The organism is Janthinobacterium agaricidamnosum (assembly GCF_003667705.1).
In the GTDB taxonomy this organism is placed as follows: domain Bacteria; phylum Pseudomonadota; class Gammaproteobacteria; order Burkholderiales; family Burkholderiaceae_D; genus Janthinobacterium.
The window spans coordinates 4,838,793-4,852,162 of sequence record NZ_CP033019.1 but is presented as its reverse complement, the minus strand read 5'-3'; the positions used below and the strand labels follow the sequence as shown (position 1 = coordinate 4,852,162).

General features: G+C 54.2%; 13 protein-coding genes. 10 read left to right on the top strand and 3 right to left on the bottom strand.

Translation table 11 applies throughout. The features are described 5' to 3' along the window. Positions 1 to 11 precede the first annotated feature (11 nt). From D9M09_RS21905 to D9M09_RS21860, 10 genes are all read left to right on the top strand, one after another. Positions 12 to 1,088 (top strand): DegT/DnrJ/EryC1/StrS family aminotransferase, encoded by a 1,077-nt coding sequence (locus tag D9M09_RS21905; protein WP_070224363.1) that lies wholly within the window; start codon positions 12 to 14, stop codon positions 1,086 to 1,088. Between the two features lie 9 nt (positions 1,089 to 1,097). Then, positions 1,098 to 2,360, top strand: coding sequence for a lipopolysaccharide biosynthesis protein (locus D9M09_RS21900; RefSeq protein ID WP_070224364.1), 1,263 nt, complete (start codon positions 1,098 to 1,100; stop codon positions 2,358 to 2,360). 18 nt (positions 2,361 to 2,378) lie between these two features. Then, positions 2,379 to 3,707 (top strand): hypothetical protein, encoded by a 1,329-nt coding sequence (locus D9M09_RS21895; protein WP_070224365.1) that lies wholly within the window; start codon positions 2,379 to 2,381, stop codon positions 3,705 to 3,707. Beyond that, positions 3,704 to 4,798, top strand: a complete 1,095-nt coding sequence (locus tag D9M09_RS21890; protein ID WP_121670364.1) for a glycosyltransferase — start codon at positions 3,704 to 3,706, stop codon at positions 4,796 to 4,798. Before D9M09_RS21895 ends, D9M09_RS21890 begins: the two co-directional genes overlap by 4 nt. 130 nt (positions 4,799 to 4,928) lie before the next feature. Continuing rightward, positions 4,929 to 5,573: a PIG-L deacetylase family protein gene (locus D9M09_RS21885; protein ID WP_070224367.1), complete on the top strand. Its 645-nt coding sequence runs from the start codon at positions 4,929 to 4,931 to the stop codon at positions 5,571 to 5,573. Next, the gene (locus D9M09_RS21880) at positions 5,558 to 6,427 is read left to right on the top strand and encodes a UDP-3-O-(3-hydroxymyristoyl)glucosamine N-acyltransferase (protein ID WP_071653569.1); all 870 of its coding nucleotides are present in this window, start codon (positions 5,558 to 5,560) and stop codon (positions 6,425 to 6,427) included. Before D9M09_RS21885 ends, D9M09_RS21880 begins: the two co-directional genes overlap by 16 nt. Positions 6,428 to 6,436: 9 nt before the next feature. Next, positions 6,437 to 7,663 carry a glycosyltransferase family 4 protein gene (locus tag D9M09_RS21875; protein ID WP_070224369.1) on the top strand — a complete coding sequence of 409 codons (1,227 nt, stop codon included), beginning with the start codon at positions 6,437 to 6,439 and terminating at the stop codon, positions 7,661 to 7,663. A gap of 70 nt (positions 7,664 to 7,733) precedes the next feature. Continuing rightward, positions 7,734 to 8,894, top strand: a complete 1,161-nt coding sequence (locus D9M09_RS21870; protein ID WP_205602288.1) for a DegT/DnrJ/EryC1/StrS family aminotransferase — start codon at positions 7,734 to 7,736, stop codon at positions 8,892 to 8,894. Further along, entirely contained in the window at positions 8,891 to 9,481 is a 591-nt protein-coding gene (locus tag D9M09_RS21865; protein ID WP_070224371.1) for a sugar transferase, read from the top strand. Before D9M09_RS21870 ends, D9M09_RS21865 begins: the two co-directional genes overlap by 4 nt. Positions 9,482 to 9,574: 93 nt before the next feature. Next, positions 9,575 to 10,732: an acyltransferase family protein gene (locus tag D9M09_RS21860; protein ID WP_070308414.1), complete on the top strand. Its 1,158-nt coding sequence runs from the start codon at positions 9,575 to 9,577 to the stop codon at positions 10,730 to 10,732. A gap of 352 nt (positions 10,733 to 11,084) precedes the next feature. Here the strand turns inward: D9M09_RS21860 and D9M09_RS30010 are convergent, their stop codons facing one another. The 3 genes from D9M09_RS30010 to D9M09_RS21845 all read right to left on the bottom strand — a co-directional run bounded on the left by D9M09_RS30010 (position 11,085) and on the right by D9M09_RS21845 (position 13,274). Continuing rightward, positions 11,085 to 11,441, bottom strand: coding sequence for an AMP-binding protein (locus D9M09_RS30010; protein ID WP_071650279.1), 357 nt, complete (start codon positions 11,439 to 11,441; stop codon positions 11,085 to 11,087). Then, on the bottom strand, positions 11,395 to 11,718 hold the full coding sequence (locus D9M09_RS30005; RefSeq protein ID WP_071650280.1) for an AMP-binding protein: 324 nt from the start codon (positions 11,716 to 11,718) through the stop codon (positions 11,395 to 11,397). The genes D9M09_RS30010 and D9M09_RS30005 overlap by 47 nt, the downstream gene beginning before the upstream one ends. Positions 11,719 to 12,377: 659 nt before the next feature. After that, on the bottom strand, positions 12,378 to 13,274 hold the full coding sequence (locus D9M09_RS21845) for a sulfurtransferase (RefSeq protein WP_121670363.1): 897 nt from the start codon (positions 13,272 to 13,274) through the stop codon (positions 12,378 to 12,380). Positions 13,275 to 13,370: the final 96 nt, after the last annotated feature.

Genomic DNA, 13,370 nt, shown 5'->3' with positions numbered 1-13,370 from the left:
TAAAGTCCAACATGGAATTCATCGATCTCAAGGCGCAATACGTAGCCCTGCGTGACAAGGTTAACGCACGCATTCAGGCAGTTCTCGATCATGGCCAATATATTATGGGTCCGGAAGTCAAGGAGCTGGAAGGCAAGCTGCAGGAATATACAGGGGCGAAACATTGCATCACTGTTGCTTCGGGTACCGAGGCGCTGCTGATTGCGCTGATGGCCATCGGCGTCAAACCGGGTGACGAAATCATTACCACGCCATTCTCCTTCATCGCCACGGCCGAAGTGATCGTGCTGTTGGGCGCCAAGCCTGTATTTGTCGACATCGAACCTGACACTTGCAATATCAACGCGGCTCTGATCGAAGCTGCAATCACGCCACGCACGCGCGCCATAATGCCAGTTTCCTTGTATGGTCAACCGGCTGACATGGATGAGATCAATGCTATCGCGGCGCGTCATGGCCTGGTAGTTATCGAAGACGCGGCGCAAAGCTTCGGCGCGACGTACAAGGGCCGCAAGAGTTGCAATCTGTCGACGATAGGCTGCACGAGCTTTTTCCCGAGCAAGCCCTTGGGCTGTTACGGGGACGGCGGCGCTATTTTTACCAGTGACGATGCGCTTGCCCAGGCCATGCGTGAAATTCGGGTGCATGGTCAGTCGAAACGCTATGTGCATACGCGTATCGGCGTTGGCGGCCGTATGGATACGTTGCAATGTGCGGTGGTACTTGCCAAGCTCGAACGTTTTGAATGGGAGGTGGCGCAGCGGCTGGAAATTGGTCAGCGCTACAATGAATTGCTGAAAAATAAAGTCGAGACGGTCAGCCAGCGTGCCGATCGCAGCAGCGTGTACGGCCAGTTTACCGTGTTGGTCGAGTCGCGCGATGCTGTTCAGGAACGCCTGAAGGCCGCTGGTATTCCTACTGCGGTACATTATCCAGTACCCATGCATTTGCAGCCAGCTTATGCCGGCTTCGGCGACAAGGGTGCCTATCCTCATGCCGAGCGCGCTGCACAGCGCGTGATGAGTCTGCCGATGGGGCCAGACTTGACTGCACAGGAGCAGGAACAGATCATCGTTGCGTTGGCATAAAGAGGACGCATGAAGTTACAGCGGCAACTGGGGCTCGCGCTCTTGATTCAAGGCTTCGGTGTGGTTGCGACTTTCCTTGTCTCAGTGGTGGTCTCACGTCGCTTTGGACCCGAGGGCCAAGGTTATTTCAGTACTTACCGTTCGTGGATCGACTTGATCTCCGTGTTAGGCCTGTTTGGCTTCTCCCAGGCGCTGACCTTTCACATCAATGCAGGGCGGATCAGTGCGCGCCGCGCTGCGGGATTGATCGTGCACTATGGCCTGGCTCTGGCAGCGCTATTGCTGCTGCTGGGAGCGTTTGGGGGAAATTATTTAGCTCAGGCGACAGCATTAAGTCTGCGCGATGTCTGGCTGATGTGTGCCTGTGCGCTGGCGATGGTGCTGCACGGTTTATTCCGCGCCGTTGCTCTGAGTAACTCCAGCCCTCTGCTGTTTAATCTGATTACAGCAAGCCCCGGCTTGATTTGCCTGCCGCTGATATTTTTTCTTGGCATAGGTAACGACTTCACCATACTGCCCCAATTGCTCATGTGGAGTTTCGTTTGTGCTGCCTTGTGCGCCAGCGCCGAAGTAGGGCGAACGGCAGGTTTCGACTTGCGTGGAGGGGGAGCGTTGGGGGCCGACTGCCGTATCTTGATGAAAGAGGGCGCTTGGTCTTTCATTCCAGCTATTACCACTACAATTGTACCTGCACTGACTTTCTGGATGTTGGCGCGGGCTGCGGGCAGCCATACTGAGGCTGGCTATTTTGGTATGTCGTTGCTGTTTTTGAATGCCATGGTGACTGCCTTGAATATGGTCGCGCCGGTGCTATACAACCATTGGTCGAAGAAGGGTAACGGCGCCGTTGCGCAGGCCGAATATGAAAAGCTGGCGCTCGGTTGCAGCCTGTTGGGCATACTTGCTCTTCCTCTCGGATGGTTAGCGCTGCCACCGATGATTTCCATGGTTTTTGGCGCCGGTTTCGCCCCTGCAGGTGCTTCTGCACTTTGCTTCATTGGCGCCAGTTTTTTCTGGCTGCACAATCGTATCTTGCCGCCGATGTTGATGGCACAGGGACATCACCAGAGTGTTGCTTATGCCAATATCGTGCGCTCGGTTTTCATTGTTCTGGCCATTCTTGTTTTGCGGCCGACCAGCGCCCGTGACATCGCCCTGTGTTGGGTCGCTGGAGAGGTGTGCTGTTTCGCTTATATGGCATATTGCCTTAAGAATATTTTTAGCTGCAGTTATGGCCGCCTGATTGGCTTTCCATCGGCCTTGCATACCTGACCAGGATTCGCTTTTACCATGATCTCTTTCCTGTCGGCATTGGTTCTTGTGCCCAGTATTCTGTATTCGATATCGAAATCCCGCTACTATGCTATTTTATTGATGGCATTGTTTTATTACACGCTATCAATCAACGAGGCATCCATTGAAGCGGCCTATGGTACTCGGGTGCTGTACGCCGGCATGCTGTTTCTTTTTGCCTGTAATGTCTTGTTCTGCGTGTTTCTATACCTGCTGGGCGGTTGGCTTCTGCCGCGCGGCAGCTCTTATCGGAAACTGGTTTTTGACGAACAAGCTTGGAAACGGCTCTTTTTTCTGGTTACCGGGATATTTGTCATCATTGCGTTAATCAAGGCCCGTAATGGCCTCGATTTCTTGATGCTCAATTGGTCGGAGCAGCGCAGCGAAGGCCTCACTTTGCTTGATGGCGTATCCAATTTGCTGGGACTCGTGGCATTCTCCCTTGCTCCCGTGTTCTATAAAAGCCGCATCAGATTTGTTTTGCTGGTGCTTTGCTGCTTGGGCGTCTTCATGGTAACCGGCTCGCGGGCCATGTTGTTCTGTCTTGGTGGCTATTTCTACTATGAATTGTTTTTATCTGATCGCATCAGTTTTTCTCGCCGCTTGTACGTTTTGCTCGGTGGCGCAGTGGCCGCGCTGTCGATGCATGTACTGTCGCGCGCTGCGCGTGGCATCGGTTTGAGCGCTATGCTGAGCATGGATTTTTCAAGCCTGCTCGATGCGATTGGCAGCTCCGTTGACGGGGGCGGTCTTTTCGGCGGCGAAGACAATATCATGAAGTATTACTTTTACATCGTACACAAGTACCTCGAAGGCTGGAGTGCTGGTCCAATGCCCACCTTGCATCGGGCCTTGCTTATTCTGTTGCCGCGCGAACTGGCCGATATTCCCCTCAAGCCGTTGGACGTAACCTATCAGGTCTGGACCGCCGCCTTGAACGATGGATTATTCAACGATAATCCTTGGTTAACAGAAATGATCGATAGTTCGCATCAAGGTATTCCCGGGTCCCTTCACTTTTTGATTTGGGGTGATGCGCTGCTCAACGCTGGCTGGTTCGGTGCCCTTCTTTACCCGTTGCTATTCGCATTTTTACTGACGGTATTTGAGTCGTTGCTGCAGCGGGCGCCACCAGCCATGACGGCAATCCTTCTTGGACTTGGGCTGCCAGCATTGCTGATGATTGCTCGTGGAAATATCGTGATTGGCCTCGGTTATATTATTTATCCGCTGCCTCTTATTTACCTGATTTGCCGGTTGATGGAGTGGACCGCCAGAGGGGCGCCACATTGGCAAAAAACCGACAACAACAAAAACGAAATATGAAAATAGCCATTCTTGGACCAGCCAATTCTATTCATGTTAGCCGCTGGTGCAATGCACTGGCACAGCAGGATATCGAAGTACACTTGGTCACTCAGCACGATTTTGATGTTCATCAGTACTCTGATCGCGTACGCGTTCATCTGCTGCCTTACCGTGGCGGAAAGGGCTATTTCCTGAATCGGCGCGCCTTGGGCAAGGTGCTTGCAGAGATGTCGCCGGATTTGCTTAATTGCCATTATGCCAGCGGTTACGGCACCTTGATGGCAGGGGTCTGGCGCGGACCTTCGCTGTTGTCGGTATGGGGGGCGGACGTCTACGAATTCCCCTACGAGTCGCGGTTCAAGATGTGGTTGATCAAGCGCAATTTGAGGGCTGCCGGCCGCATCGCTTCCACGAGCCATGTCATGGCGGAGCAGACGCGCTCGTTGTGTCCCGAGTTGGCCCCGATTTTTGTCACGCCGTTCGGTATCGACACCGCGCGATTCGTGCCAGTACCGAGAGCAGCTGACGGGCGCCTGGTGATTGGCACCGTCAAGACGATGGCGAAAAAGTACGGTATCGATATTCTCATCCATGGCTATGCGTTATTGAGGCAACGCTTGCAAGACGAAAAAGCAGATGATTTGCTCGGGCGTCTTGAACTGTTGCTGGTCGGTGGTGGGGGCGAGACTGCAGTGTTGCAGGCGCTGGTTGCGCAGCTGGGACTTGAAGCCAGTGTTACCTTCGCGGGTCAGGTTGACCACACAGCCGTACCGGACTGGTTGAACCGCCTCGATATCTATGTGGCGGCGAGCCGCAACGACAGTGAGAGCTTCGGCGTGGCGATTCTGGAAGCGTCGAGCTGTGCATTGCCGGTGGTGGTATCGCGTATGGGAGGGTTGCCGGAGGTGGTAGCCGAAAATGAAACGGGCTTGATCATTCCAAACGAAAACCCGCAAGCGCTGGCAGACGCCTTATACCTGCTGGTGCAAGATAGTGCCTTGCGCAACCGTCTTGGCGTGGCAGGACGTGCCAGGGTGTGCCAGCAATTTTCCTGGGATCATTGTGTGACATTGATGCGCGATGCCTATAGACAGACTGTGGCGGCGTAAGTAGATCTACGGCGCTGGCGTGTCGGAAGGCTTCGGGTTTATTATCGATGCTGTTGTAATGCTTCCAAGTAGGAGTCACGGCCAGTGCCAAGTGCGGCGTTTCTAATAATTTATTGAAGGTGCAGATTACATGGCTGATATCCATAGAGTAAAAACTTTGCTGGTGCTTGCACCGCATACCGACGACGGCGAATTCGGCTGTGGCGGAACGATTGCGAAATATGTCAGCGAAGGCTGGCGTGCCGTATACGTGGCATTTTCTGCAGCGGAGCAATCGGTGTTACCCCATTTGCCGCGTGACATCTTGCGCAAGGAAGTCAAGGAAGCCACCTTGGTGTTGGGTATCGCTCCTGAAGATTGTATCGTGCTCGATTTCGAAGTTCGCAAATTCCCCGAGCAGCGTCAGGCTATTCTCGACGAAATGGTCAAGCTGAATCGCGAGCTGCAGCCCGATTTGGTATTTTTACCTAGTCCTAACGATACCCATCAGGATCACCATGTGATTGCGCATGAAGGTTTCCGCGCATTCAAGCGTACCACCATGCTTGGCTATGAAGTGCCATGGAACAATCTCGATTTCCGCACGAGCTGCTTCGTACACCTTAGTGAGCAGGATGTGGGCAAGAAGGTGGAGTCGCTGGCGCGCTACCAATCGCAGGCACATCGCGTGTACGCTTCTGCCGAGGTGGTGAAGAGCCAGGCCGTTTTCCGTGGTACCCAGATCGGTACGCAATATGCAGAATCATTTGAGGTGATCCGATGGATAATCGCTTAAACCGCCCCGCCACGGCAGCCTGGCTGGCCTCGGCACTGGGCCGTACTTTGCACGGCAGCGACCTGCCTATCATGGAAATTCGTTCGGTCGATCACGTCACGGAAGGTGCATTGGTATTTTCCAAGGCGGACCGTGAACTCGGCTCCGTCGCCTGCACGGTAATCGGTCCGCTTTCCATGGCGCGGGATGGCCTGGCCTTGATCGAGTCCGATAATCCACGCCTCGATTTTGCGCTGGCACTGCGCCTGCTGCAAGTCAAGATCGGCTTTTGCGAGCACACGGAACCACCGCGTATCCACCCTAGCGTACGTGTCGGCCGCAATACGGTGATCGGCAATGGTGTGGAAATCGGTGAGGGTACGGAGATCTATCATAATGTCGTGATCGCCGATGGCGTACGTATCGGCCGTAACTGCCTGATCAAGTCTTGCGCTGTGATCGGCGAAGAAGGCTATGGTTTCGAGTCCGATGCATCCGGACGGCCGATTCGTATCCCCCATCTGGGAAGTGTCATCATTGGTGACGACGTCGAAGTTGGTAGCCTCACGACAGTATGCCGCGGCACCATCGGCAATACCGTACTGATGGATGGCTGCAAGATCGACGATCATGTGCACATTGCTCACAATGTTGAAGTTGGTGCCGATGCGATGGTGATTGCCTGTGCCGAAGTGAGCGGCAGCGTAGTGATCGGCGCCGGCGCTTGGATTGCGCCGAATGCCTCCATTCTCGAGAAGCGCAAGATTGGACCTGGAGCGGTGGTTGGATTAGGCGCCGTGGTTGTGAAAGACGTCGAGGCCGGAATAACCGTGGCTGGCAATCCAGCTCGCCCCTTGATCAAAAAAAGTCCTTAGACTGTTTTCATGAATATATTGTTGATCAATCACTATGCCGGTAATCCCCATTACGGCATGGAATACCGTCCCTATTATCTTGCCCGTGAATGGGTCAGGCAGGGGCACAATGTGACTATCGTCGGCGCGGATTTCTCGCACCTGCGCCGCACCAATCCTGTGGTTGACCGTGCTCTTGCGCGTGAAGAGGTGGATGGTATCGAATACCGTTGGCTGCGTAGCCCGAAATACGACGGGAATGGCAGCGGCCGCGTACTCAACATGTTTTCCTTTGTGGCGCAGATGCTGTTCTACGGGCGACGCATCGGCAAACTGGTCAAGCCAGATCTGGTGATCGCGTCTTCGACCTACCCGCTCGATATCTTTCCGGCCAAACGCATCGCCGCTCAATGCGGTGCCAAACTATGTTTCGAGGTACACGACCTGTGGCCGCTCAGCCCTATTGAGTTAGGTGGCATGTCGCCGCGCCATCCATTCATCATGCTATTGCAGTACGCCGAGAACTGGGCATACCGCACTGCTGACAAGGTGGTTTCCATGCTGCCCAAGGCGCTCGAACACATGATGGCACATGGCATGGCGCGTGAGAAATTTGCCTATGTCCCGAACGGCATTGACGTCGATGAATGGCGTGCGCCCGAACAGGCGCCAAACTTGCCGGTGCTTGAACAGATCGACGCGCTCAAACGGGGCGGGGCGCGCGTGGTCGGCTATGCCGGTTCGCATGGCCCGGCCAATGCGATGGACAATGTCCTTCTGGCGGCGCGCCTGTTGGCTGACCGGCCAGTGGTCTTTGTCCTGGTCGGTGATGGTTCGGAAAAACGCAAGCTGCTGGCCATGAAGACCGAGTTCAAGCTCGATAATGTGCACTTTTTCGATCCTGTTCCGAAACAGTCGATCCCGGCCCTGCTGGAAAAGATGGATGTGGTATTCATCGGCTCGCAACGGGTGCCTATTTACCGTTTTGGGGTCAGTCCAAATAAAATGATGGACTATATGATGGCCGCCAAACCGATCATTCAGGCCATTGAGTCGGGCAACGACCCGGTCGGTGAAGCCGGCTGCGGACTGACCATTTCTCCTGGCGATCCGGCTGCGCTGGTGCATGCCATTGAAAGCCTGCTGGCATTAAGCGACGAGGAGCGGGCGGACATGGGCCAGAAGGGCCGGCGGTTTGTGCTGGAAAACCATACCTATCCCGTGCTGGCCCAGCGCTTCATCGACGCCTGCCGATAGAATCGTTTCATTGATCGCATAACTAAGGCGCCGTAAAGGGCGTTCGTTATGCCAACCTGAGGTATTTATTTTGACGACAGAACAAAAATTCCTGCCCTTCGCATTACCTGAAATCGGTGACGATGAAATTGCCGCCGTAGTCGAATGTCTGCGTTCCGGCTGGGTCACGACGGGCCCGAAGACCAAGCAGTTCGAACAGGATTTCGCCGCCTATATCGGCGATGGTGTCGAGGCGATCGCTGTCAATTCGGCCACCGCCGGTTTGCACCTGGCCCTGGAGGCGCTCGGCGTCGGTCCTGGCGATGAAGTGATTGTGCCAACCATGACGTTTACCGCCACGGCGGAAGTCGTGCGTTACATGGGGGCCGATCCGGTTTTTGTCGACACCGACCCGGTCACGCTGAACCTGTCGCTGGAGGCGATTCGTGCGGCCATTACGCCACGCACGAAAGTCATCATGCCTGTTCACTACGCCGGCCTGGCCTGCGACATGGATGCCATTCTGGCGTTGGCGCGTGAACACAAATTGCGTGTCGTCGAAGATGCTGCGCATGCGTTCCCAACGCGCTATAAAGGACGTTTGATCGGTACCCTGGACAGCGACGTCACCGTGTTCAGTTTCTATGCCAACAAGACGATGACTACAGGTGAGGGTGGCATGGTCGTCACGCGCGACGCTGACATCGCCACCCGCATCAAGATGATGCGTATTCACGGCATCAGCCGCGATGCCTTCGATCGTTTCGTCTCGAAGACCCCGGCCTGGGCCTATGAAGTAGTTGCGCCTGGCTACAAATACAATCTGACCGATATCGCTTCAGCGATGGGCATCCATCAGTTGCGCAAGATCAATGCGTTTTCGGCCCGCCGCCAGCAACTTGCGCGGCGCTATTTTGAGGGGCTGGCGGATCTGCCGTTGCTGCTGCCGGCCGAGGCTGCTGATGGTGGCGAACATGCCTGGCACCTGTACGTCGTACGCTTGACCTCTGCGGCGCCGATTGGCCGCAATGAGCTGATCCAGAAGCTGTCCGACCACGGTATTGGCACCAGCGTCCATTACATTCCGTTGCACCGTCATCCTTACTGGCGTGATACCTATCATCTTGCGCCGGAACAATTCCCCGAGGCGGAGGCGGCCTATCATGCGATGGTCAGTTTGCCTTTGTATACTGCCATGACGGATGAGGACCAGGAACGGGTGATCCGCACGCTGCGCGAGTTGCTGTGTTGATCAAACGTATTTTCGATGTCATCGCGGCGCTGTGCGGTTTGCTGCTGCTGGCGCCGTTGTTGGTGCTGATTGCCGTATGGGTGAAACTGGACTCCGCGGGACCGGTGTTTTTTCGCCAAGAACGGGTGGGGCAGCATGGTGTCCTGTTTCGTATTTTTAAGTTCCGTACGATGACGGTTGGCACGGAAGCGCAGGGGCAGATCACCGTCGGGCGCGACGCGCGCATCACTGGTGTCGGACACCGGCTGCGTCACTACAAACTTGACGAGTTGCCGCAACTGCTCAATGTGCTCATCGGTGATATGAGCCTGGTCGGGCCGCGGCCGGAAGTGCCGAAGTATGTGGCGCTGTACACGAGTACGCAACGCGAGCTGGTACTTTCCGTCAAGCCAGGAATTACGGACCTCGCGTCGATCACGTATCGTGATGAAAATCGCCTGCTGGGTGAATCGGCCGACCCGGAGCGCACCTACATCGAGGAAGTTATGCCGGTCAAGCTGCGCTTTTATGAAGAGTATGTACGTCAGCGCTCCTTGGCGCTGGATGTGCGTATTATTTTCATGACTATCGGCAAGCTGATTCGCTGAATGAATGGCACGCGGTAGCCGGACGTTGCCGCCGCGTTGTCAGCCCTCACGCTATGGGGCTGATCTGCATAACCTTTACTCTCCATTGTCACGATGAAATCTACGGACCAGATCCAGATACCATTTATCCAGGCACTACGCGGCCTGGCTGCTATTGTTGTCGCAATTTACCATACTACGTCGCATGTACCTGTCGGACCTAATAATGCCACATCACAATGGTTCTTCGCGTCCGGACCTGCCGCCGTGGATTTATTTTTCATGCTGAGCGGTTTTGTCATGGTGCTTTCCACGCAAAACAAGGAACCTTCCCTGGAGAATACTTTCCGCTTCTGGATCAATCGTTTTTTCAGGATTTGGCCTACGTATTTCGTCATCACGCTTTTATTTTGCCTGACAGAAGTGATTGTGCGAAAACACATGAATGCCAGCCTGATTGCCGATTGGGAATTACATGCCTGGACGGCGGTAGGGATTCTGCGTTCGATGCTATTTTTACCTCTGGATTACGCGGCTGGCGCACCCTATTTCGGTGGCGCGGTGTTGCATGTCGGCTGGACGATGAACTACGAGATGTATTTCTATTTCATATTGGGTGGTTCGCTCTTCTTTGGCAGGTATCGATGGCTGGCTTTTTTTTCCTGGATAGGAGTAACGCTGATTGCTCCGCTTTTCCTGATAAATCCCTGGTATCATTTTTTTGATGTCACCGCATATCATGACTTTCGGCCAGGTTATTTAAACCTGATTACCTCGCCGATTATTTGGGACTTTGTTGCCGGAGTCGTTATCGGACTGGTCTATATCTCACGCCTGCGTATACGCAACATACAGGCCCTGTACATGGCGCTGATGCTTGCCATGTGTATCGCCACCTGGAATATTCTTGGTGGGATGCCGAGACATTTTGGCTTTCAGTTCTGGAGCGGTCCTCTTGCACTAACATTTGTATTTCTTGCCTTGTTGAACAAGGAGCAGGAGATAGCCATACCAGCGCCATTGTTATGGCTGGGTAAGATATCTTTTTCTTTGTATCTGGTCCATCCCTTGGTGATTGCTCCCGCATATTTTCTTACCCGGGGAACAGAGATTGAGAAATATACCTACGATTTCCCTTTTACCATGCTAGTTACCGCAACTTCAATTGCTCTTGCCTGGATAAGCTACGAACTTCTTGAAGTCCGGCTCAGTTCTTTATTAAAGAGAAAAATAATCGGCAATCGTTTTACACTGCGCTTGAAGCAGGCCTGATTCCGAACTGCGATATCTTTTGGTGAGCTACCAAGCGAATAACGATTTTTCACGTCCTCACCGGGAGATGACTGTAGCATCCGTGATAGGAATCATGCTTGTCGTGGGCCGCTGGCGTAGGTGCGGCGGGAGCATTTCCGATACCAGCAGTATTGCTTTCACCCTGTGCTCGATGGAATATACATTCGAGTTTGATTCCGAATTCCAAACGCACGGGATGGAAACTTGACGTATTTGGAAAATTTCAACGCCTGCGTTACTGCACAAGGTTTTTATTTCTGTAACTTTCGGCAAGCACTTGCCGATCTATCTTGCGATTAATCGATACCGGAAGCGATGTCGTGACGATCAGTTAGGATGGCACCATGTAACTGGGGAGCATCTGGTTCAACTTCTTTTTGTAAGCATCGAGTATCTCTTTGTCCGGCAATCCATTGTCTCTCACAAGGAAACCTAGCAAGCGCCCTACCGTACCATCGGGCCGACGTAGCGCCACGGCGGCGGCACTTGCGATCCCATCCAGGCGCTGTAGGGCATGGTCGATATCGGACAATTCTATGCGGAATCCATTAAACTTTATTTGATCGTCGATACGTCCACGGCAAAATACCAGACCACTGGCGTCAATCTCGCCCAGATCGCCATTGCGGAAGGCGCGATGATCACGATGTTCGAAGAGTTTTTCGGCGTTCAATCGAGGGTTGTTCAAGTACCCCCCTCCTCATGACATGATTGCTTGCGATGCATAGTTCTCCATTCTGGGTATCAAGAAAAATGTAGCCGCCTGGTTTGCTGTACCCAACAGGCAAGGGATTGTGTTCAGCCAGCAAGGCGTCATCACCGACGATCCAGGTACTCGCGACGGTCGCCTTTGTCGGACCATAAGTATTGATGATAATACTGTTTGGGAAACGCTCCCGGAGACGTTTGGCAGTGGCATGCGCCAGCAGTTCGCCGCAAAACAGAAAAGTTTTCAGGATCGGCAAGAAGTCCTATACCTTGATAGTTATTTTCTCGATATGCAATCCACCATAGTCTTTGGTGCATGCAATTCTATTGTTTTTATATTATAGGTAATAATAAGGACAATGCCATCGTCAAATGTGGAAATTCTGTCGGCACTATCTTCAATAAAGCTTCCTGCGATTGAATACGCCCGGCGCCGGGTATTCAACGCTAACTAAGCAGAGTGACAAATCTGGCATGACGATGAGGGGAAATCTATGCAAATATTTCGTGCAGGCGGCTGTTATACGCATTGACATACGTGATCGGGGTCTTGCGCGCGAATGCCGAACTGCAGCTTGGTGCCTTGATGGCGGATGCTGGCTTTCCTGATGAAGGCCCGATAGGCGGCACGACCGCCGGTGGTCAGCCGTGCATCGTGAGTGATGGCGGTGCAATTCGCAATGCAACTGCGTCTTGGTTCCCGTTTCTTTACTGGTGTGAAATGGGGGGACGTGCTGCTGGCATGAGTGCCGTTACAGATAGGCCGCGCAGTTTCCCTTGCGATGCGTGCTTGATCAGCGCCACGACCGCGTCGTGCAGCACGCTATCCAGCGGGACTGCACATTGCGGGAATGAAGCGTGTTACCCCTGTGGTCGAGGACCGAGCCAAATGAAATGGCATCTGCCTCTTGCAGGTTTATGCGCTATTCTTGCCAAAGCAATGCGGGCAAGACACCTCATACACATATTCCGGCGCCAGTTGCTGGCGCGGCGTAACGACGGCGCGGCACACAAAACATTGCACGGTTTCCGTCGGTTCCAGTTTCGGGTTCAGGGCCGTGCGGTAGTCGAACACGAAGCAGTCGCCCGTGTAGTGCTCGCCGCCCACTTCTTCAAAATATTTCAGAATGCCGCCGTCGAGCTGGTACACGCTGTCGTAGCCGATTTCCTTCATGTGGATGGCGGCCTTTTCGCAGCGGATGCCGCCCGTGCAGAAGGTGACGACGGTCTTGCCTTCCAGTTCGTCCTTGTGGGCGGCGGCGACGGCCGGAAATTCCGTGAACTTGTCGATGCGGTAATCGAGCGTGTTGTTGAACGTGCCCACGTCCACTTCAAACGCGTTGCGCGTCTCCATCATGACCACAGGTTTGCCCGCGTCGTCGACGCCGGCATCTAACCAGCGCTTGAGCGTATGCGCGTCGACGGACGGGGCGCGGCCCAGTTCCGGCTTGATCAGCGGCATGCGCATGGTGATGATTTCCTTTTTCAGCTTGACCAGCATGCGCTTGTGCGATTGCTCATTCGACAAGCTTTCCTTCCATTCCAGGTCCGCCAGACGCTCATCGCTGCGCACCCAGGCGAGGAAGCTGTCGATATGCTCGCGCGTGCCCGACAGGAACATGTTGATGCCTTCGGGCGTCAGCAGGATCGTGCCTTTCAGGCCCAGCGCCAGGCATTGCTCCTGATACAAGGGACGCATGGCTTCCGTATCGTCCAGCGTGATGAATTTATACGCGGCGATATTGACAAACGTGGCGGCGGGCTGGCTGGCGGCGGCGGAAACGGCGGGTGTTGCTGGGGTGATGGCTTGCATGATGGCGATCGGCTTAGACTGAACAGCCGATATTATAAGCCCGACAGGCCAGGCGGGATACCCGGTCCGTACGCGCGACGCGGTAGAATAGACCCC

Coding starts and splice junctions, on each gene's coding strand:
- D9M09_RS21905 (WP_070224363.1), top strand. CDS start 12: ATGGAATTCATCGATCTCAAGGCGCAATACGTAGCCCTGCGTGACAAG.
- D9M09_RS21900 (WP_070224364.1), top strand. CDS start 1,098: ATGAAGTTACAGCGGCAACTGGGGCTCGCGCTCTTGATTCAAGGCTTC.
- D9M09_RS21895 (WP_070224365.1), top strand. CDS start 2,379: ATGATCTCTTTCCTGTCGGCATTGGTTCTTGTGCCCAGTATTCTGTAT.
- D9M09_RS21890 (WP_121670364.1), top strand. CDS start 3,704: ATGAAAATAGCCATTCTTGGACCAGCCAATTCTATTCATGTTAGCCGC.
- D9M09_RS21885 (WP_070224367.1), top strand. CDS start 4,929: ATGGCTGATATCCATAGAGTAAAAACTTTGCTGGTGCTTGCACCGCAT.
- D9M09_RS21880 (WP_071653569.1), top strand. CDS start 5,558: ATGGATAATCGCTTAAACCGCCCCGCCACGGCAGCCTGGCTGGCCTCG.
- D9M09_RS21875 (WP_070224369.1), top strand. CDS start 6,437: ATGAATATATTGTTGATCAATCACTATGCCGGTAATCCCCATTACGGC.
- D9M09_RS21860 (WP_070308414.1), top strand. CDS start 9,575: ATGAAATCTACGGACCAGATCCAGATACCATTTATCCAGGCACTACGC.
- D9M09_RS21845 (WP_121670363.1), bottom strand. CDS start 13,274: ATGCAAGCCATCACCCCAGCAACACCCGCCGTTTCCGCCGCCGCCAGC.